Origin of the sequence: Methanoregula sp. (genome assembly GCA_041645435.1) — an archaeon.
Taxonomy (GTDB): Archaea; Halobacteriota; Methanomicrobia; order Methanomicrobiales; family Methanospirillaceae; genus Methanoregula.
Genome location: JBAZQB010000001.1, coordinates 698,330 through 716,292, shown reverse-complemented (window position 1 = coordinate 716,292; position 17,963 = coordinate 698,330). Strand labels below are relative to the sequence as shown.

The window sequence follows — 17,963 nt, the reverse complement described above, 5'->3', positions numbered from 1 at the left end:
TAATGATTTCTGAACGGATCGAAAAACCACTCGCCAGCTGGCGGGGAAAAGAGCGGTATGGTAACGAACTGCTGGACTGTCTTACCGTGATCTTTAAAAGTGCCGGGTGTACCTGGTCAAAATGCCGGATGTGCAGTTACCGTCACGAAAGGTATGAAAAACAATCGTGCGAAAAACTCACTGATCATCTGGTTGCCCAGCTTGCCTGGATAAAAACCGAATACAAACCCGATGACTACCGTATGGTTAAGATCTTCACATCGGGAAGTTTTTTTGATCCTGCTGAAGTACCGGTAGCATTTCTTGGAGTGGTAGCAACCTATTTCCGCGGCAAACTGGTTATCGCTGAAACCCGCCCTGAATTTATCGATTCCGAAGTAATACGTACGTTTATCGAAAAATTAGATGACGGTACATGGAAAAAACCACTCTATTGTGCTGTCGGGTTAGAAACAAGCAACGATCCCATACGGGAAAAATGCATCAATAAGGGTTTTTCCTACATCGATTTTACAGCGGCTTCATCACGAGCAAAAGCAGCAGGGGCGGGTATCAAGGCATACCTCCTGTTCAAGCCGCTCTTCTTAACTGAAAAAGAAGCTGTTGACGATATGAAACAATCAATTTGCGATGCGGCTTTGCATGCTGATATGATCTCGATGAATCCCTGTACCGTGCAGCGAAGGACAGAGCTTGAATTTTACTGGAAACGGGGTGCATACCGCCCTCCTTATCTCTGGAGTGTTCTTTCCCTACTCAAAGATGCTCCGGTTCATATGACCTGTGATCCTCTCGGGGGCGGGCAAAAACGGGGGCCGCATAACTGCGGGAACTGCGATTATGATTTGGTCAAAGGCATCCGCGATTATTCCCTAAACGCAGACCGGGAGTTGATAAACGCCCTGCTAGAGACACCCTGTGAATGCAAGAACGAGTGGGAGTATGTCCTGGCGCACGAGACTCCCTTCTGTATGCCACTGACCCGGTGACCGGATCAATCCTGTTTAAAAAAGGTATCAATTATTTTTTTGCAGCGCTGCTCTGGATCTCGAGCTGCCGGGCGAGCAGGGGAAGAAATGTTCCGGCATCGGACACAATACCGATGGCCTGTGTTGTGCCACGATCCATCAGCTTGGTCAGATGGGCCGGATTGATGTCCACACAGACCGTCTTGACCTTTGAAGGCAGGCAATTACCAACTGCGATGGAATGAAGGAGAGTTGCGATCATTAACACCATGCTGCACCCGTCGATATGTCTGCGCATCGCGTCCTGTGCTTCCATGACATCCTGAATTACATCGGGTAAAGGTCCGTCATCCCTGATAGACCCGGCAAGGACGAAGGGGACATTCTTCTTTACGCATTCATACATTATCCCGCTTTTTACAACTCCGGTATCCACTGCATTCTTTATTGATCCGGCTCGTAGGATCTCGCTTATCGCATAGAGATGATGCTTATGACCGCCCATAACCGGCTTACCGGTTGAGATGTCCATTCCAAGGGAGGTGCCATAGAGATTGTACTCTATATCGTGGGTTGGCAGAGCGTTTCCGGCAAAGAGGACATCAATATATCCTTTTTGAATTAGTTCTGCAAGGGCTTTGTCAGCACCGGTATGGATGATCGCAGGACCCCCGACAACAGCGATTTTTCCTCCCTTATTCCGGACATCAAGGATTTCCCGGGCAATTCTTGCAATAAGGGTCTCACTGGGTCGTTCGGATGATACAGTCCCATGCATGAACTCAAACGTGCTTTCCTCACGGGGACGTTCGGGATAATTTACACTCACACCCTGTTCTCCGACAATAACCAAATCCCCTTTGCGTATTTTTCCCAAGGCGACAGCAGTTGCTTGTTTCTTTTTTGGATCTACGACAATGAGAAAATCCATTTCGATGGATTCGACCGGAATCCAATCTCCCAGATATTTCACTTCGGTTGGATGATTGGAGGTGGTATAGAATCCCTTGGGGACAACACGATCCGCTTCAGCTGCAACAAGAAAGACATCCTTGACTTCGACCGGACGGGCGCCAAGACGATGAACCTCTGACAGGATAGATCGAAGTTTATCATTATTTGAGGCATTGATCCGCAGGCGGGCGTAACTCGGATCGGTCTTCTTCTTACCAATATCAAAGACCAAAATCTCAAAGTTACCGCCCATATCCATGACCCGGTCGAAGAGCTGTGTCATAATGCCGGAGTCAATAATATGACCCCGCAGCTCTATCTCCTGCGACTCTCCCATAATACCAAGATCTTGGTGATGCACCTTAATATGCATTCCTGACTAATATGGCCGAATTTAAGCCTGTTTTTGAATTAATGTCACGGATAGGATGAATTTTAAGATTCATCAAGAAGGAGTTTCTTTGTGTTGCATGATCGAATTTTATTTATAAAAATCTCTGCTTCAGCAAGATCTGCTTTTGTGTTGACGTTCAGGGCCAGAGACAATTCTTCAAGGAGTAGTCTTAGCTCATTCTGAGGCTGCGCGATGAGATCACCCCGCAGAATATTTACACCTGCCGGGCATGCGGTAATCCCCTGGATCTCTTCGCGATATGGCATTCCATCCCGGCAGGATTTTACGATAGTTGCGGGTACCCAGACAGAGCATGCATCTTTTTTGCTGGCACGATAAATTTCATTAATGTCCTGAATAATCTTCGGGGTGATACAGGGTAGATCGGATGCACTGACAAAAAGTGGTTTTTGCTCATCGAGCATCCTTACGGCATTCACCATGTCAGTGATATACCCCAAACCGTCAGTTTTACAAAATTCAATGCCATGAGCACGGCACCAGTTCATGGTCATGGGTGTCCGGTAAGATGTGGCTACAACCGGTTTACACCCGGCACCTTCGAAAGCATCGATTACATAGGAAATCAGGGGTCGTCCACAGATCAGAATCAGCGGCTTTTCCCCCAGGTTAATCCGGCTTCCTGCCCCCCCGGCCATGATCAGGGCATACATGCCGATAAAGCCTCCATGAGCAGTAGATTTTCCTCATGGGTCCGGATAGCAACGCGGATACAGGTGGGAAGGCCGAATGATGTACAGTTCCTGACAAGAATCAAATGCTCTTCGAGGCATTTGCAGAGCTTTGTGACATCCCGATTACATTCGATGAGAATAAAATTTGCGGTTGACGGGTGGCAGTGGAATCCCAGCGCTGTGATCTCATGGACGAGCCAGTCCCGTTCCTGTTGGATTCGGGCACGCGATGCCCCGAGGTCGTCCATATGAAGAAGCGCTTCCATAGCAAACGCTTCTGCAAATGCATTTACAGACCAGGGAGGACGGGAAATTTCTATTTTTTCAATTAGATCGGGCGATCCAAAACCAAATCCAAACCGGATCCCTGGTACTGAAAAACTTTTTGTGAGCGAGTGTAAAACAAAGAGGTTTGGATCTGAGATATCAGCTAAACTTTGGGTTGGATCCGAAAGCCCGATAAACGCTTCATCACAAAAGAGTATGCCGTTGTGCGTTTTTTTTTCAGAGAGTCGCTTCATCAGATTCTGTTTATTCAGTAATATCCCCGTGGGATTATTGGGATTACAGATGAAGGACACATCGGCCATCCGGGGATTGTCCACAGGTGTTGCTCCTGCAAGCTGTGCAGACAATGCATACTCGCCAAATGTTGGCGATTCGCAAAAAAAATGCTTATTTTCGCAAAGAACGACTGAACAAAAAACCCTGATAAGTTCTATTGATCCGTTGCCAACGCAAATTTCGTCTGTTTTGCGGTGAAATATTGCGCCTATCCGTTCCTTGAGCTCATGATAGGTATCGTCAGGATACGATGCAAGCAGTGCCGGATCGCAGTGCCATGCAAACTGAGGAGGATACGGATTGATACTCGCGCTGAAATCCACCACTTTTTTTTGGGTTTTTTCAAGCTGGCGCTTACCGGTTCCCCCATGAACCACTCGTTTCGGAAAGTCAACAGCCACAAAAATCCCTTCTTTTCCCAGAATACTTTGTTTGATTGTCTTAAATGCGTTTTGAGAATGTTCCGCAAGCAAAGAAGAAAGTATTTATAGACAGATGTTTTAGTTAGAATCATCTGGTTAAGTCAGACACTAAGACACTCTTTGTCTGACATATGAATGACAATTGACAGACATATGTCAGAAACGTGAGGTAAAATGATGCAAAGAATCACGCTCCGGTTGCCTGAACAGCAAATCAATCTGCTCCAGCAGATAGTGGATACGGGAGAATATCCCAACATCTCTGAAGCTGTTCGGGCGGCGGTCCGCGAACTTGTTGAAAAACGTGCAAATCGTGTCTTAAAGGAGAGCGACCAGGTTTCATTCAAGGTTTGAGAGGGTAAACATGCAGAGCATTATTAACGACGCTTTAAAAAACGCCGATCTTGAAAAAGAGATGAAGAAGACCGGCTCAGCTAACGAAATGGATGATGACTTTTGCGGTCAGCCGCGTATCGTTATTATCGGATGCGGTGGTGCTGGCAACAACACGGTAAACCGCATTCACCACATGGGTGTTTCCGGTGCAGAAACGATTGCGATCAACACCGACAAGCAGCACCTGGACATGATTCAGGCTGACAAGCGCATCCTGATTGGGAAATCCTTAACAAAAGGTCTTGGCGCCGGTGGATACCCTGATGTCGGTAAACGTGCAGCTGAGATGGCCCGACCCACACTTGAGGCAATTCTGGAATCTGCAGATCTTGTCTTTATCACAGCAGGTATGGGTGGAGGTACAGGTACCGGTTCAGCACCCGTTGTTGCATCCATCGCAAAAGAGCAGGGCGCAATCGTAGTCGGAATGGTCAGCTACCCGTTCCAGGTTGAAAAGGCCCGTCTTATCCGTGCAGAAGAGGGTCTCGAAGCTCTTGCAGCCGCAGCCGATTCAGTGATTGTTCTCGACAACAACCGGTTGAAGAATTTCGTTCCGAATCTCCCGCTTGGCCAGGCATTCTCAGTTATGGACCAGCTTATTGGTGAAACCGTAAAGGGCATATCTGAAACTATCACCGAACCTTCACTCATCAACATTGACTATGCAGATGTCCGTGCCATCATGTCGAAGGGCGGCGTAGCAGTTATGCTCGTTGGAGAGAGCAAGCAGCAGAACAAGGCAGAGAGCGTTGTCCGTGAATGTTTAAGCAACCCGATGCTCGATATCGACTACCGCGGCGCAACCGGCAGCTTAATCCACATCACTGGAGGCACAGACCTTACCTTACAGGATGCAGAAGAAGTCGCAACCTCACTCACGTATGAGCTTGATCCTCATGCAGATGTCATCTGGGGGGCCCGCGTCCGCAGCGACATGGAAGGAAAAATTCGTGTGCTTGCGATCATGACTGGTGTCAAGAGCGCACAGATTCTCGGCACACGTCAGTCATATAAGACAATGATCAACGATATTGAAAACAAGCGTTCAAACCCCAAGGCTGTTGAGATGCCCCAGAGTCGAAGAAGTGGCAGGGACCAGCCCAGTGGCGGCGGCGTACTTGAATGGGTCGGTTAATCACACCGGGATGTTTAACACACTAAAAATTGTTCAAACCTAAAATCTCTAAAAAACCACCAGTAATTTCAGGAAATGTTGGCAAATTCCAATTACCAACATCCTTTTTGTAATGATTCTCTTTAAAAACAAGATTGGTGTGTCTTCATATCCTGTTGTTATTCCATCAGCCAAAATGGCGAAACGCTTAATAATTCCTCTCTCCTTTAAAATATAGTACATTCGATCTGTCCTTCACTGGGAGGATATGGGTTGCACTTTTAAGCAAGGTGAAACCCGGGTATCGGGAGTTGAACATCATGAACCGAGTGTTGAACAAAGACTTCTTTTTGAGGTCTTCTACGAATTCTACGCTGATTGCATTTTCTGATGTTTTTCACCCTGCATCCTGCATGCAGAGTTGGCATTTGAGTAACGTAAAAAAGAGTCAGATTTTCTGCTCTTTAATCAATATACTTCCGCCGCTTCATGCACTTCCAAAGACAGGAGAATCTGATGAGGAGTGGTAACGCATGTTGAATGACCTTATGGAAAAGAGAAAGAAGACTCTTGCCGAGTCTGAAGAACACAAAAACCGTCGCAATGAACTGAATGCAGCTGCAAGCAAGTCTGCCCGCGAAAGAAACACGCTCAACAACCAGACCCGGGAGTTTGTAGAAGAAGCCCAGAAGAACAAGGATCTCCGGGACAAATATAACCAGGACGTTCTTGATGTCAAGGCACAGCGCAACGATTTCAACGATAAGGCAAACGTACTTTTCGAAGATATCGAATCATTTAAAAAAGAGCATGGCACTGCCAAAAGCCGCGGCACCAAAGAGATCCAGAAGCAGATTGAATTGATGGAGTACCGTCAGCAGACGGAGGTCTTCACTACCGATAAGGAACGCGAGCTTATCGAAAAGATAAAGCAGATGAAAAGCCAGGTGCGGGAACAGGAAGCCGAGTTCGAGCAGAACAAGGAGATGCGCACCAAGATCACAGAAGCCCGCGAATTTCGAAAGCAGGCGTCCGATCTCCATGCAAAGGTAACTGAGGTAGCAGAACTCGCCCAGAAGCACCATGATCTGATGGTCGAGTCCTATCGCAAGGCTGACAAATCGCGCGAAGCAGCCGATGCAGCGCACAAGAGTTTTGTCGAGGCGCAGGAGTCAGCAGATTCCGAGCACAAGTTCTTTATTGCCTGCCAGAAAGAACTTCGCGATTACGATAAGGTCATATCAGGTCTGCGCAAGAAGACCAAGAAAGTCAAAGTTACAAAAGAGCAGAAAGCGGTCAGGAAAGAAGCAGAGAGCCTGTTTAAGAATTTCCGGGCCGGAGAAAAACTTACTACCGACGATATTTTACTCCTCCAGCGCTCAAAACTTATCTGATCTTTTTTTATCTCTTTTTTCTCTCCGTCAGTAATAGTTTAATAGATTTACTGCAATTTTATACTAGTAATGACGCAGGGGCGGACATTAGTCCTCAGTGTCGATCGGGACGATGATATTGGCTGGAAAGCAAAAATAGACAGCCCGGTCATTGGCCGAGCGGCGACAATAAAAGCAGCTAACACATTAGCTTTGGCTGACCCTGAGGATTCTGATGTTAACGCAATCTTCATGGCGGTCAAGATCTACGATGAACTCACCGCCAAAGGAGAGGACACTGCCATTGCGGTGATCGCGGGAAATCACCTGCACATGATCGAAGGAGATCGCCGCATAGCAGTGTCACTGGAGCAGGTAGTACAGGAAACGCAGGCAACAAACTGCATCCTGGTTTCCGATGGCGCTGAAGATGAATATGTAGTTCCCATCATCCAGTCAAAAATTCCCGTAACCAGTATAACACGGGTTATTGTAAACCAGATGCCAAATCTTGAAGGCACCTACTATATTTTAAAGAAATTATTTGAGGATCCAAAGATCTCGCGAATGATTTTCATTCCACTCGGGCTTGCGATGCTGTTGTATGCCTCAGCGTACCTGCTCGGGTATCCCGGCACAGCCACGATTATTGTCGTTGGAGTTATTGGTTGTTACCTGCTCTACAAAGGATTCGGATTCGACGAGATTGTTCACGGCGTTCTTGATGCACTACGAGTATCCCTTTCACGAGGAAGGTTCTCGTTTATTACCTACTCAACGACAATCCTTCTTGTTATCATCGGATTTACTACCGGTTTTCTCAATATCCTGAAGTATTATTCATCTGATTCGAGTCTTGGCATCCTCCTCTATCTGACAACATTCATTTATGGTTCTATCGAATGGTTGATTGTTGCCGGGCTTGTAACCTCCATCGGCATAATTATCGATGTGCATGTCAATGAGCGCGAGGCACTCGGTAAAGTGATAGTATTTCCGTTCTTTGTCACTGCTCTCGGCCTCATTCTTTACGGGGCCAGCGTGTTTATCATCATCCAAAACAGTGTTATAGATTTTCCGCTGAATGCAGCAGAGGCGCAAAGTGCTATCATGTATTCGACCATACTTGGCATCATATCTGCGGTCCTGGGAGTGGTAATCCAGTATTTTGTAAATAAGAAAATGGCAGAACTCCGCAAGCAGGAAATTATTGAAGTCATGTAAAACTCTTTTTTTGTAAATACCTCAGCTGTCGTTACCATTGTCGATTGTTTTTATGATTTGACGTTAATTGCTTTCACTTAGCGATAATCGAATATTGTGAAAAACATGAATGACCATAAAGCGCTTACGATTTGTATTTCGATAGCATACCCGAATTTTATGGATTCAGGAAGCTCGTATTGTGCATATTTGTAAATGTTACTAACGATTTCTTTTCAAAATTAACTATAATATTCAGATGGATGTGCATTCCCGGACAAGAGATAGTAATCCGGATTTTAATGTCCTTATCCAAACTGAACCAGATTAATGTGAAAAAAGAACCGGCAATAAGAATTCAGCCGTTCAATGAGATCGCATACCCGGGTTTACATTGCCCGAGGAATCAGGTAGTGACTCATATTTGTTTTCTGCAAAATAGCCCATGCCGGCAGGAAATTCTTTTACCATCGTGAAGTTTCGGGTAACCTGTGGCGTCTCAATGGTAAGACTCGGGATAGCAACATTAAATTCATGAGATGGGTACCAGTAAATCCCATTACCGTAAGAGAATGCTGCATCCTCTACAGTGAAATCTGCGCTTGAAAGATCAATGCGTTTTATCTGGGCACTGTCATAATTGAGAATCTTTAACAGCTTATTCTTGAGATCTTGTTTTCCCAGCAAAAAAAAGATGAATCGTGTGCCTTCATCAACAGAATAATTTACATGGATGGCTGCAGTCCCGTTATCAAGTCGTACAGTAACATCCTGAACCTTGAGGTAACCATAACGGTCCTCATTTGCGGCAAATGCCGGGGCGATGGTGCACAGGAGAATTATGAACAACAGCGCGATAGCACGGGCTCGCATAGCAATACACGTTTGTGAATACAACTTAAATGGTTTTGGGTGTTCCTGTGCAGAAAACTATGGATTTTCCTGAATCCGTGCCTGGAATACGGTTTGTTAAAAATAAAAATAAGATTATTTATTATGAATAAGAATAATTTCGATACTTGAAACATTGGTCTTACCGGAATCAGTATCTATGACCTCTGTTGAAGTCACAATCTCTTTCTTGGTCACACCTTCTAAAAACCGGTTTAAGGAGATCTCTGCGGTATCAACAGCCCGGGAAATTGCCTTGCCCCTTGCTTTGATGGCCACCTGGTCTGCACCATTGTTAAACTGTGTAACTACGGCAAGCACGTAGTTCATTACCGGTTTATTCCCGACGAATACTGTGTTTTCTTTCAGCGGCTGCATAGGTTTCACCTGTTCAGAGATACTTCTTTTTTACAATCAGTTCTGCATTCAGTACGCTTGCGCCGGCAGCACCACGGATTGTGTTGTGACCCATTGCAACGAAACGTACGCCCTCACGCAAGCGGCCGACGGAAACGGTCATTCCCTTTCCCCGCATACGGTCAAGACGGGGCTGGGGGCGATCGGGTTCCTCATCAAAGAAATGGACGGATTCTGCGGGTTGTGTCGGGAGTCCTTTAATCAGGGGTTTATAGGTACGGTAGGCTTTTTTGAGCGTGTCTACCGGTTCTTTGATATTTGCCCAGACTGCCATCGTATGTCCATCAATCACCGGCACACGGTGACAACTGGCGCTGACGTTGAACGAGGCATTGGTAATTTTGCTGCCCTTAAGCGTTCCCATAATCTTGAGCGTCTCGGTCTCCATCTTCTCTTCTTCTTTTCCGATATACGGGATTACGTTATCGTAGATCGCCATAGCTGCAACCCCGGAAAAACCTGCGCCGGAAATTGCCTGCATTGTTGCTACACGGAGATCGGTGAATTTGAACTGGCGGATGGGTGCAAGCGCAGTAACCATCACAATGGTAGAACAGTTTGGGTTAGTGACGATGAACCCATCCCTTCCGGCATCCTTCTGGACATCAATGAGGCCGAGATGTTCCGGATTGACTTCCGGTACAACAAGGGGAATATCTTTTTCCATCCGGTAGGAACTTGCGTTACTGCAGACCGCGATCCCTGCATCGGCAAATTCTCTTTCTACATCAACAGCAATTTCTGCTGGAAGGGCAGAAAAAACCAGATCAACACCCTTCATCGCTTTTGGCGAGGTAGGGACGACTTTTATTTTTCCAATATGTTCAGGAAATGGCGTATCAAGACGCCAGTTCACGATCTTTCCGTAGGGCTTTCCCGCGCTGCGATCTGATGCGGCAAGTGTCGATAGATTGAACCAGGGATGTTCCGCAAGGAGTTCAACAAATCGCTGACCAACCGCACCCGTTGCTCCGAGCACTCCAACATTGATCATAGGTGTCAGGTCCTGTTTGTATGTTTTTCCCGTTTGTGATGATGGCGGGTTGTAAAATCCCATTTCACCTGTGATAATAAAAACATTGTTTTTTAATATTTTGCTTAAACAATCTAAAAAAATTTATTTTATTTTATACCATATGTATTATGATCCGGCCAAAAAATACGAAGATAATGTCAGATACGGTTTACAAAAATCATCATCTGTTCCTCAGTGGGAAGAGATTCCCGAAAACCATAGAATAAATAACCGCGTATACTTGAATATAAGTTCCCTTAAAAAAAGGACCGGAAATTATCTCCGGTTTTAATCCATGTGAATAGCTTCTGCCGGACAGACATCGACACAAGTCTGGCAGTCGACGCACATATCCTTGTCCACTTTGGCCTTTTCGTTATCCATGGCTATTGCCGATGCAGGGCATTCACTCACACAGGTTTCGCATCCGGTACACTTGGTAATATCAACGACTGCTACCAACTCGTTCACTCCATCGTATATGTTTTACAAAAGACAAAAAAAGGGTTTCGATTGTACATTCTTATGATTCTTTGAAAAAAAGGGTTATTTTTTGAGATTGAGCACATCGCTCATGCCGTAGATACCCGGTTTTTTACCCACAACCCACCGGGCTGCATGGAGGGCCCCGCTTGCAAAGACGGAACGATCGGACGCATGGTGGGAGAGTTCAATTGTTTCAAAATTCTTTGAGAACATGACCTTATGATCTCCGACAATATCGCCACCACGGATGACATGTACCCCGATCTCATTTTTCCGTTCCGTCATACCTTCGCGCCCGTACTGCTTCTGGCGGGGACCTGCCTCTTCTTCAAGGATCTGCAGGATTGTCTTTGCCGTGCCACTCGGTGCATCCTTCTTATTCCGGTGGTGCGCCTCAAAAACCTCGATATCATAGTCTTTGAGCAGCTTTCCGGATTCCCTGACAAGCTGCCAGAAGATATTTACCCCAACTGAAAAATTGCTGGATATCACTGCAGGCACGGCGTTATGGATTGCCCCTTCCATGACTGCACGTTGCTCGGGAGTAAAGCCCGTTGTACCAACAACAAGTGCAACGTTATTTCGCGCTGCCATCTTCACGTTCTCGACAGCTGCAACCGCAATGGTAAAATCGATCAGCACATCAGCTTTTGTCGATTTCAAGAGTTTTTCTGCATTTTTCGCTTCAACAATTTCAGTTCCAAAAAAAGAACTGGGTTTGAGGTTAATTCCACCAACCAGTTCCAGATCTGAGGACTCGTTGACCATCCTGCCGATCGTTTGCCCCATCCTTCCCGAGGCCCCGCACACAACTACTTTGATCATGATTCAGATTACCTCGTCCGTTTTGCGGTTACAGGTTTTTTTGCTCCGGTTATCGGTTTTGCCGGTTTCTTAGCGGTTACCGCGCGTTTTGCACCGGATTGTGCGGGAATTGTAGCCAGCACTTTTTTGAGTTGTTCTATCTTTTTTATATCCAGTTCATCAAGGGGAAGGCGCACAGGCCCGCCCGCCATGCCCAGCAGTTCCACGGCTTTTTTCACCGGAATGGGGTTGGTGTCGATGAACATCGACCGGAAGAGCGGGGACAAGGCAAAATGCAGGACAAGTGCCTTCTGATAATCGCCATGTTTCATGGCTTCATACATGGCCACCATGCGCCGGGGATCCACATTCGCAGCAACGGATATTACCCCAGAACCTCCGAGGGCCATGATCGGGAGGGTGATGTTGTCATCGCCGGAGATAACAGCAAATTCATCATCCTGCGTATCTTCAATGATTCTTGAGATCTGGCTGATATTGCCACTGGCTTCCTTGATAGCAACGATATTCGGGTGCCGGGCAAGCTCGGCAACGAGATCGGGTTCAAGATTCTGGCCGGTTCTTCCCGGAACATTATACATAATGACCGGAATATCGATATCCGCCAGTTTTGTATAATGCTTGATGAGCCCGGAACGGTTTGGCTTGTTGTAATACGGACTGATGACAAGCACCCCATCCGCACCGATGTCCTTTGCAGCCTTTGTCAACTTTACCGCTTCTGCTGTGTTGTTGGATCCGGTGCCGGCGATTACCGGAATCCGGCCCTTGACCTTATCGACGGTAATCTCGATAACCTTCTCGTGCTCCTCAAACGTAAGCGTTGCAGATTCACCCGTCGATCCACACGGAACAATCCCATGAATACCACAGGAAAGAAGAAACTCAATGTTGCGTTCAAGACCCTGAATATCAAGGCCCATCGCAGAGTTTCGTTTAAAAGGGGTAATAATTGCCGGAAGGACACCTTCAAACATGAAATAGGTTATGAGCGTCTTTTGGTATTTATTTTTCTTGTGATGTAGCCGGCGACGCGGTTCCGGACACGCTTGCTTTCGATAATTGCTGAAGCACCCAGTTGTACCTTGTTCTCATCGAAGTTGTTCGTGAAGTACTCTCGCTGCTTGGCCAGAATTGCGGTACCGAGGTTTTTAATGTATGACGGTTTGATTCCCATGTACGATTCCTCAAAGTTCTATACGTTAAATGCGGTTTGAACAGATAATAATATTGTTTGCAACGACGACAGGATCCTCGCCAAAAATATGGATAATTCCCGGTTTATTTTTCCCGCCAGTATCATAAATAATATCAGGTACACCGTCGTTGCAGCTGGATGCAATACCCCAGTCCATTGTGCTTATTCCCGGAGCTTTCCGGGTGTGATCCAGGGGTATGCATTCCAGGAGCATCGCTTCAAACACGGCAAGCACGTTTTCTGAGAACCTGATGGTCGCGGCGCTCCGTATGCATGGATCGGACTTCATTGCTGTCAGAATGATACGCGCGCAGGGTTCATCTGCACCAAACGCGCATGGATGGAGGGCAGTAACTTTCCCGTCAGAGATGACCATCCCACCCGGAACCGCCGCAACTCCGTTACTATCCCGTGCCCCTGGTATTGCATACCCGACAGAAGCCCCACTTTCCGGAACGAGTTGGATACTCATCGAGTCTTTCAGGTAAGTGACTGCCAGCTCAAGCCGGTTAAGAATCTCATTTCGTTGATGTGCCGGATTGTGCATGCCAGTAAGAAAATGGGTGGGACGAGCCTTAATGATGTCTCATAATTGCACCCAACCCGCGCAGAAAATCGGTTAAGCCTATATCCTTCTGCAACGAAAATTTAGCTGATGGATGCCCGACTTCTTGATGTGATCATAGGTTTAATTGCCTTTTTGATCCTGATTGCATTGCTTGCCGTATTACCCCTGGTGATGACTGCGAGTATCGCTTACATTGCAGCAATAATTGTCTTTATCCTCTTTCTTTCCGGAGCAGGATATCTCGTTAACGAGAAGATTGCTTAGGTGGCATCGCAGATTGCTCCCCGGTCTTTTTGAAAGAATCCTTTGACCGGTCTCTCTTTTTAGCCTTGTAATAACTGAGCGGGTGGTTGACCTTTTCACATAAGGCATCGCTGTGAATACACAGCCCGGTTGTGCGCATGGCTGCACAGGCTGGAGTAGTGTACTCAGTTCCCGACCCTCCCCTGCCGGTAATATGTTCAACCTGGTACATGGTCTTTTCAAGATCGAAATCCGGTGATCGGGCATAGAGCTGGCCAATCGCATTGGCATCCATGCCAATCGTGTGGAGATAGGTAGTAAGAGCAAAGCGGCCGGCATGGGTAAGATTTGTACCCGCAGTGAGCGCTGTAATAAGTGCCTGCATACAGGGAGGAAATGAACTCTCCTCAACAGCACCGAACTGCTGGAGCATCTTTTCCTGGTACACTTTTTTGAGCTGGGCAACATTGGGTGCGAGTTTTTCGCAGATTGAGGAGGGGACCTTTCGCGGGAGATCCCTGCGCAGGAGTACGCGGATGCGTTCCCGGAGCAATTCGTATCGTTCATCCTTTTTTATATCCACAAAACCATGTTCAAGCCTACGGTTTACCAGATTAAACCGGTCCTGGTGAAGGGGTGCAACCAGTTCGACATAATCGACAAGCGGAATACGGTCTTTTGTTATCTGGATTCCCAGCTCATGTGCAATCGCAATACATAAGCGGGAGTATTCACCATCACCATGGTAATTCTGGTTCCACTCTTCTTCATTGACAAGAAAAAAATACGCCCGCTCTGCCTCGTAGCGCGTGAGCCGGTCAATGAGTGTTTTGTCATGAACACAGGAGACAATGATCCGGGCAAGAGCATACCCGGCAATTTCATCATCGGCCGAACCGGTAATTTCCGGAACAATGGTTTTTTTTATGGTGATAGCATCCTGGATGCGATCGAGTGCGCGTTCAATCAGTGCCTCGCCTTTTTTATCCGTAAACAGAAAATCCAGCGATGAAAAGCGACCCTTGATATGGTCCTGGGCTTTTTTTAAAAAGGGAAAATGGGAAAGTTCCTTTGCAGATGGGGAAAAATCCATCAATCAGCCTCTATCCGGGGTGCAAGGAGGTATTCGACATGCCCGTTGCCACCGGCAATGTCAAACGAGAACCTTACCGGGTGATCAATACCCAGGTAAATTTCAACCTCTGCGGCCCTGGCCATAACTTTTCCCATGTCTTTTAAATAATCAAGGGAAAAGAGCGAGCGGGCCTCAACGGGGGTGAGGGATTTGAGTTCATCCTTTGAGAACTCGCGCCGTATATGATCGGTATCTCCTTCAGCAACCAGGTAAAAGGTCTGGTCTTTTACGTTAATTCCAAGCGCGATCTTATCGGATATTACCGCTGCCGCTTTCATGGCATTGTTAAAATCATCGCCGGCAATCACGATCTTTCCCGGAAGACTGATGGTCGGGGGGTTGGGATCCTTTCGTATGGTATTCACATCAAGGAGCGTAATCGAGTAGTGGTATCCATGCACTGAAACCGACATCTTCTGGGCATTATCCCCAAGTTCAAGGCTGATCAAGTCGCCCTTTCCTGCCATGCCAAAGATATTCTTCATTTTGGATATATCAATGCCAATCTGGCTGTTTGTCGCGCTGAATGAATCGAACGCTTCTTTCTTGAGCGTAAGGCCGATCATCGCAACATTCGCGGTATCAACAGCCCGCGTGGATATACCATTCTCGTCCGTATGCAGCCGGCACTCCGGGATGAGAGCCGAGATCGCATCGATGAATTCCCTGAAAATATCTGCATCAATCGTAGCTTTTAACATCGCGTACCCCTTAACAATCTATCTTATACAGTATATCGTCATACTTTAATTATAGCGTTTTGGGTTTAACCCGGACTTGTATAGGGGAACGATACAGACAATGGGTTCACAATGGGGACAAGATAAAACATATCTTCGGTCAAAACACGAAGGCTACCGTTCACGGGCAGCCTATAAGCTGATGGAAATCCAGAAAAAATTTGCAGTCATACGACCGGATGACAACATCGTAGATCTTGGTGCGGCCCCCGGAAGCTGGCTTCAGATTGAACGGACACTTACGGATGCCCGTATCATTGGTATTGATCTCAACCCGATAGCGGAACTTGAGGGTGTTGAAACAATTGAAGGCGATATCAATGATCCCGCGGTTGTAGAGCAGGTCAAATCAAGTCTGGGTGTTGTAAGTATCGTACTTTGCGACGCGGCACCAAAACTCTCCGGTCACAGGAGTTACGACCAGGCACGGATTATTGAGCTGAATGAGCAGGCACTTGCATTTGCCTGCAAAGTCTTAAAACCGGGCGGCAATTTTGTGGTGAAATCATTCCAGGGGACGGACTTTCCTGAATTCTATGCGGACTGCAAGACAAAATTCTATGCCGTGAAAACCTGCATGACCCAGTCCACCCGGAAAGGGAGCACCGAGCTCTATATTGTTGCAAAAAACTTTATTGGCTGAACAGTATCATGACCCTCAAAGACCCCTTCAATCGCCCGGTGAGCAACCTGCGGATCAGTCTTACCCCGAAGTGTAACCTCTCCTGCATATACTGTCACCGGGAGGGGGAAAAAGCACCAAAAGAACCACTGTCCGCCGGGGAACTCGCAGAAATATTACGCGTGGGTGCACATTTCGGTATCCGCAGCGTGAAATTTACCGGAGGGGAACCCATGCTCCGGCCGGATCTTCTGGAGATTATCAGGTCTGTTCCTGATGGTATGGAATCATCGATAACTACCAATGGTACCTGTCTTGCAGCACTTGCCGCTGATCTCAAGCAGGCAGGAATGCGCAGGGTAAATGTGAGTATCGACAGCCTGAACCATGATACCTACAAAAAAATTACCGGTACGGACAAACTTGATGATGTGCTGGAAGGCATTACCGCAGCACTGGAAACGGGACTCACACCGGTAAAACTGAACATGGTTGTACTTGCCGGTATCAACGATCATGAGATCGATGATTTCCTTGCGTTTGTCCGGGGAAACCGGAATCTTGTTCTCCAGTTGATCGAGCTGATGCACTTCAATGAATGCACCAATCATGGCGATCTCAATATTCTTGAAGACTCACTTGCTGCCCGTTCAAAACAGATCATTACCCGGAGGATGCATCACCGGAAAAAATACTGCCTTGACGGGGCAGAAGTGGAAGTTGTCCGCCCGCTGCATAATACTGAATTCTGTGCGTTCTGCAATCGCCTCCGGGTGACTTCTGACGGGAAACTCAAACCCTGCCTTCTTCGTACGGATAATCATATTGATATCCGCGGGAAGAGCGGTAAGGAGCTTGAAGCATTGTTTGAAAAAGCAGTCTCGTTGCGCGAACCTTTTTACAAATAGTGGCTCTGTTTAAACCCCATGAACCCTTAAGGTCACACTTAACTCTGAAAATCGTTTTTGTAACTATCCCCTGTCTCATGTGCTTACCGAGACACGGCAGGGCAGGGTGGTTTTAGTAACTTTTAGTCACTAAATCACCTCGTGGCGCCCTTTCGTGATATCAGACCTCTTCCTTAGTTGGGGGCATAAGGGCATCAGCCTCCATAATTTCGACTAAAAACAGTGATGTGCCCAGTCTTTTCCACCAATGGTAAGTTTTTCACACAAATCGATCTCGCATTTACGGCAATATATTTACAATGCCGTAACGAACTTGTTGCTATGCAGGATGAAAATGAATTTCTGGCGGTCCTCAACCACCTGTATGAAAAATCACTCATGCTCCACGATACCGGAAGTTTCAACAAGACGCTGTATTTTTTCTTTATTGACGCGTTAGCTCATATTGACTATACCGCAAGCATCTATGCTTATCATTATGAATCCCCGAAAAATATCATGGGTGGAGAATATCTCCGTTGGCGTATAGATGAAGAAAAAAAAGGAGACCGGAGTAAATTTAAAGGATTTATCAATTGGCTGCGGGAAACCAGACCGGAGAAATTTGCAGCCTTACCATCATTATGGCAGATGATCTACAATTCAGAAGATCCAGCCAGTTACCGGAGTTTCCGTATTGTGCCAGATCCTAACAGTAAAACACCACTGTCCGCTGATTTTTTCTACATCCTCATAGACGAATTTTTTGACCAGGATTTTTTAAAGAGCCTGTACAATGATGCTTCACTCTCGACATTATTCGTAACATATTCCGCCAGTCATTAATTGCAGG

General features: G+C 46.7%; 22 protein-coding genes. 9 read left to right on the top strand and 13 right to left on the bottom strand.

Features of this window, described 5'->3' with window-relative positions; all coding sequences use genetic code 11:
- Window positions 1-2 precede the first annotated feature (2 nt).
- Entirely contained in the window at window positions 3-989 is a 987-nt protein-coding gene (locus tag WC593_03420) for an archaeosine biosynthesis radical SAM protein RaSEA (GenBank protein ID MFA4824187.1), read from the top strand.
- 31 nt (window positions 990-1,020) lie between these two features.
- Here WC593_03420 and WC593_03415 read toward each other — a convergent pair whose 3' ends face one another.
- The 3 genes from WC593_03415 to WC593_03405 form a co-directional block, all read right to left on the bottom strand.
- Window positions 1,021-2,259 (bottom strand): TIGR00300 family protein, encoded by a 1,239-nt coding sequence (locus tag WC593_03415; GenBank protein MFA4824186.1) that lies wholly within the window; start codon window positions 2,257-2,259, stop codon window positions 1,021-1,023.
- A 98-nt stretch (window positions 2,260-2,357) separates the two neighbouring features.
- Window positions 2,358-2,990, bottom strand: a complete 633-nt coding sequence (locus WC593_03410) for an NTP transferase domain-containing protein (protein MFA4824185.1) — start codon at window positions 2,988-2,990, stop codon at window positions 2,358-2,360.
- The gene (locus WC593_03405) at window positions 2,978-3,976 is read right to left on the bottom strand and encodes a histidinol-phosphate transaminase (protein ID MFA4824184.1); all 999 of its coding nucleotides are present in this window, start codon (window positions 3,974-3,976) and stop codon (window positions 2,978-2,980) included. The genes WC593_03410 and WC593_03405 overlap by 13 nt, the downstream gene beginning before the upstream one ends.
- Window positions 3,977-4,171: 195 nt before the next feature.
- Between WC593_03405 and WC593_03400 the strand changes: the two genes are divergently transcribed.
- The 4 genes from WC593_03400 (at window position 4,172) to WC593_03385 (ending at window position 8,104) form a co-directional block, all read left to right on the top strand.
- Window positions 4,172-4,351 (top strand): type II toxin-antitoxin system ParD family antitoxin, encoded by a 180-nt coding sequence (locus WC593_03400; protein ID MFA4824183.1) that lies wholly within the window; start codon window positions 4,172-4,174, stop codon window positions 4,349-4,351.
- 10 nt (window positions 4,352-4,361) lie between these two features.
- Window positions 4,362-5,528, top strand: coding sequence for a cell division protein FtsZ (ftsZ, locus tag WC593_03395; protein MFA4824182.1), 1,167 nt, complete (start codon window positions 4,362-4,364; stop codon window positions 5,526-5,528).
- Between the two features lie 512 nt (window positions 5,529-6,040).
- Window positions 6,041-6,901 carry a phosphoserine phosphatase gene (locus WC593_03390; GenBank protein MFA4824181.1) on the top strand — a complete coding sequence of 287 codons (861 nt, stop codon included), beginning with the start codon at window positions 6,041-6,043 and terminating at the stop codon, window positions 6,899-6,901.
- Window positions 6,902-6,970: 69 nt separating this feature from the next.
- Window positions 6,971-8,104, top strand: coding sequence for a DUF373 family protein (locus WC593_03385; protein ID MFA4824180.1), 1,134 nt, complete (start codon window positions 6,971-6,973; stop codon window positions 8,102-8,104).
- Window positions 8,105-8,449: 345 nt separating this feature from the next.
- Here WC593_03385 and WC593_03380 read toward each other — a convergent pair whose 3' ends face one another.
- From WC593_03380 to WC593_03345, 8 genes are all read right to left on the bottom strand, one after another.
- Window positions 8,450-8,956, bottom strand: coding sequence for a hypothetical protein (locus WC593_03380; GenBank protein ID MFA4824179.1), 507 nt, complete (start codon window positions 8,954-8,956; stop codon window positions 8,450-8,452).
- A 114-nt stretch (window positions 8,957-9,070) separates the two neighbouring features.
- The gene (albA, locus tag WC593_03375) at window positions 9,071-9,352 is read right to left on the bottom strand and encodes a DNA-binding protein Alba (protein ID MFA4824178.1); all 282 of its coding nucleotides are present in this window, start codon (window positions 9,350-9,352) and stop codon (window positions 9,071-9,073) included.
- A gap of 13 nt (window positions 9,353-9,365) precedes the next feature.
- The gene (asd, locus tag WC593_03370) at window positions 9,366-10,385 is read right to left on the bottom strand and encodes an aspartate-semialdehyde dehydrogenase (protein MFA4824177.1); all 1,020 of its coding nucleotides are present in this window, start codon (window positions 10,383-10,385) and stop codon (window positions 9,366-9,368) included.
- A 309-nt stretch (window positions 10,386-10,694) separates the two neighbouring features.
- Window positions 10,695-10,868: a 4Fe-4S binding protein gene (locus tag WC593_03365; protein MFA4824176.1), complete on the bottom strand. Its 174-nt coding sequence runs from the start codon at window positions 10,866-10,868 to the stop codon at window positions 10,695-10,697.
- Between the two features lie 84 nt (window positions 10,869-10,952).
- Complete coding sequence (gene dapB, locus WC593_03360) at window positions 10,953-11,717, bottom strand: 4-hydroxy-tetrahydrodipicolinate reductase (GenBank protein MFA4824175.1); 765 nt, start codon at window positions 11,715-11,717, stop codon at window positions 10,953-10,955.
- A gap of 8 nt (window positions 11,718-11,725) precedes the next feature.
- A complete protein-coding gene (gene dapA / locus WC593_03355; GenBank protein MFA4824174.1) occupies window positions 11,726-12,694 on the bottom strand; it encodes a 4-hydroxy-tetrahydrodipicolinate synthase in 969 nt (322 codons plus the stop codon).
- 8 nt (window positions 12,695-12,702) lie between these two features.
- Complete coding sequence (locus WC593_03350) at window positions 12,703-12,894, bottom strand: 30S ribosomal protein S17e (protein MFA4824173.1); 192 nt, start codon at window positions 12,892-12,894, stop codon at window positions 12,703-12,705.
- Between the two features lie 25 nt (window positions 12,895-12,919).
- Window positions 12,920-13,462 (bottom strand): thiamine-phosphate synthase family protein, encoded by a 543-nt coding sequence (locus WC593_03345; protein MFA4824172.1) that lies wholly within the window; start codon window positions 13,460-13,462, stop codon window positions 12,920-12,922.
- 108 nt (window positions 13,463-13,570) lie between these two features.
- Between WC593_03345 and WC593_03340 the strand changes: the two genes are divergently transcribed.
- On the top strand, window positions 13,571-13,747 hold the full coding sequence (locus WC593_03340) for a hypothetical protein (GenBank protein ID MFA4824171.1): 177 nt from the start codon (window positions 13,571-13,573) through the stop codon (window positions 13,745-13,747).
- Here WC593_03340 and priL read toward each other — a convergent pair.
- Together priL and WC593_03330 are read right to left on the bottom strand one after the other, a co-directional pair.
- A complete protein-coding gene (gene priL, locus WC593_03335; protein MFA4824170.1) occupies window positions 13,728-14,819 on the bottom strand; it encodes a DNA primase regulatory subunit PriL in 1,092 nt (363 codons plus the stop codon). The two genes, WC593_03340 and priL, sit on opposite strands and share 20 nt — an antisense overlap.
- Window positions 14,819-15,562, bottom strand: a complete 744-nt coding sequence (locus WC593_03330) for a DNA polymerase sliding clamp (protein ID MFA4824169.1) — start codon at window positions 15,560-15,562, stop codon at window positions 14,819-14,821. The genes priL and WC593_03330 overlap by 1 nt, the downstream gene beginning before the upstream one ends.
- A 100-nt stretch (window positions 15,563-15,662) precedes the next feature.
- Between WC593_03330 and WC593_03325 the strand changes: the two genes are divergently transcribed.
- The 3 genes from WC593_03325 (at window position 15,663) to WC593_03315 (ending at window position 17,956) form a co-directional block, all read left to right on the top strand.
- On the top strand, window positions 15,663-16,244 hold the full coding sequence (locus tag WC593_03325) for an RlmE family RNA methyltransferase (protein ID MFA4824168.1): 582 nt from the start codon (window positions 15,663-15,665) through the stop codon (window positions 16,242-16,244).
- 8 nt (window positions 16,245-16,252) lie between these two features.
- Entirely contained in the window at window positions 16,253-17,131 is an 879-nt protein-coding gene (gene moaA / locus WC593_03320) for a GTP 3',8-cyclase MoaA (protein MFA4824167.1), read from the top strand.
- Window positions 17,132-17,452: 321 nt separating this feature from the next.
- Window positions 17,453-17,956: a hypothetical protein gene (locus tag WC593_03315; GenBank protein MFA4824166.1), complete on the top strand. Its 504-nt coding sequence runs from the start codon at window positions 17,453-17,455 to the stop codon at window positions 17,954-17,956.
- Window positions 17,957-17,963: the final 7 nt, after the last annotated feature.

Bases quoted from the DNA above. Each gene is read 5' to 3' on its own strand.
- priL (MFA4824170.1), bottom strand. From the start codon at position 14,819: ATGGATTTTTCCCCATCTGCAAAGGAACTTTCCCATTTTCCCTTTTTA.
- WC593_03350 (MFA4824173.1), bottom strand. From the start codon at position 12,894: ATGGGAATCAAACCGTCATACATTAAAAACCTCGGTACCGCAATTCTG.
- dapA (MFA4824174.1), bottom strand. From the start codon at position 12,694: ATGTTTGAAGGTGTCCTTCCGGCAATTATTACCCCTTTTAAACGAAAC.
- WC593_03400 (MFA4824183.1), top strand. From the start codon at position 4,172: ATGATGCAAAGAATCACGCTCCGGTTGCCTGAACAGCAAATCAATCTG.
- dapB (MFA4824175.1), bottom strand. From the start codon at position 11,717: ATGATCAAAGTAGTTGTGTGCGGGGCCTCGGGAAGGATGGGGCAAACG.
- WC593_03420 (MFA4824187.1), top strand. From the start codon at position 3: ATGATTTCTGAACGGATCGAAAAACCACTCGCCAGCTGGCGGGGAAAA.
- albA (MFA4824178.1), bottom strand. From the start codon at position 9,352: ATGCAGCCGCTGAAAGAAAACACAGTATTCGTCGGGAATAAACCGGTA.
- WC593_03325 (MFA4824168.1), top strand. From the start codon at position 15,663: ATGGGTTCACAATGGGGACAAGATAAAACATATCTTCGGTCAAAACAC.
- WC593_03315 (MFA4824166.1), top strand. From the start codon at position 17,453: ATGCAGGATGAAAATGAATTTCTGGCGGTCCTCAACCACCTGTATGAA.
- ftsZ (MFA4824182.1), top strand. From the start codon at position 4,362: ATGCAGAGCATTATTAACGACGCTTTAAAAAACGCCGATCTTGAAAAA.
- WC593_03330 (MFA4824169.1), bottom strand. From the start codon at position 15,562: ATGTTAAAAGCTACGATTGATGCAGATATTTTCAGGGAATTCATCGAT.
- WC593_03380 (MFA4824179.1), bottom strand. From the start codon at position 8,956: ATGCGAGCCCGTGCTATCGCGCTGTTGTTCATAATTCTCCTGTGCACC.
- WC593_03410 (MFA4824185.1), bottom strand. From the start codon at position 2,990: ATGTATGCCCTGATCATGGCCGGGGGGGCAGGAAGCCGGATTAACCTG.
- WC593_03390 (MFA4824181.1), top strand. From the start codon at position 6,041: ATGTTGAATGACCTTATGGAAAAGAGAAAGAAGACTCTTGCCGAGTCT.
- WC593_03415 (MFA4824186.1), bottom strand. From the start codon at position 2,259: ATGGGAGAGTCGCAGGAGATAGAGCTGCGGGGTCATATTATTGACTCC.
- moaA (MFA4824167.1), top strand. From the start codon at position 16,253: ATGACCCTCAAAGACCCCTTCAATCGCCCGGTGAGCAACCTGCGGATC.
- WC593_03385 (MFA4824180.1), top strand. From the start codon at position 6,971: ATGACGCAGGGGCGGACATTAGTCCTCAGTGTCGATCGGGACGATGAT.
- asd (MFA4824177.1), bottom strand. From the start codon at position 10,385: ATGATCAATGTTGGAGTGCTCGGAGCAACGGGTGCGGTTGGTCAGCGA.
- WC593_03345 (MFA4824172.1), bottom strand. From the start codon at position 13,462: ATGCACAATCCGGCACATCAACGAAATGAGATTCTTAACCGGCTTGAG.
- WC593_03340 (MFA4824171.1), top strand. From the start codon at position 13,571: ATGGATGCCCGACTTCTTGATGTGATCATAGGTTTAATTGCCTTTTTG.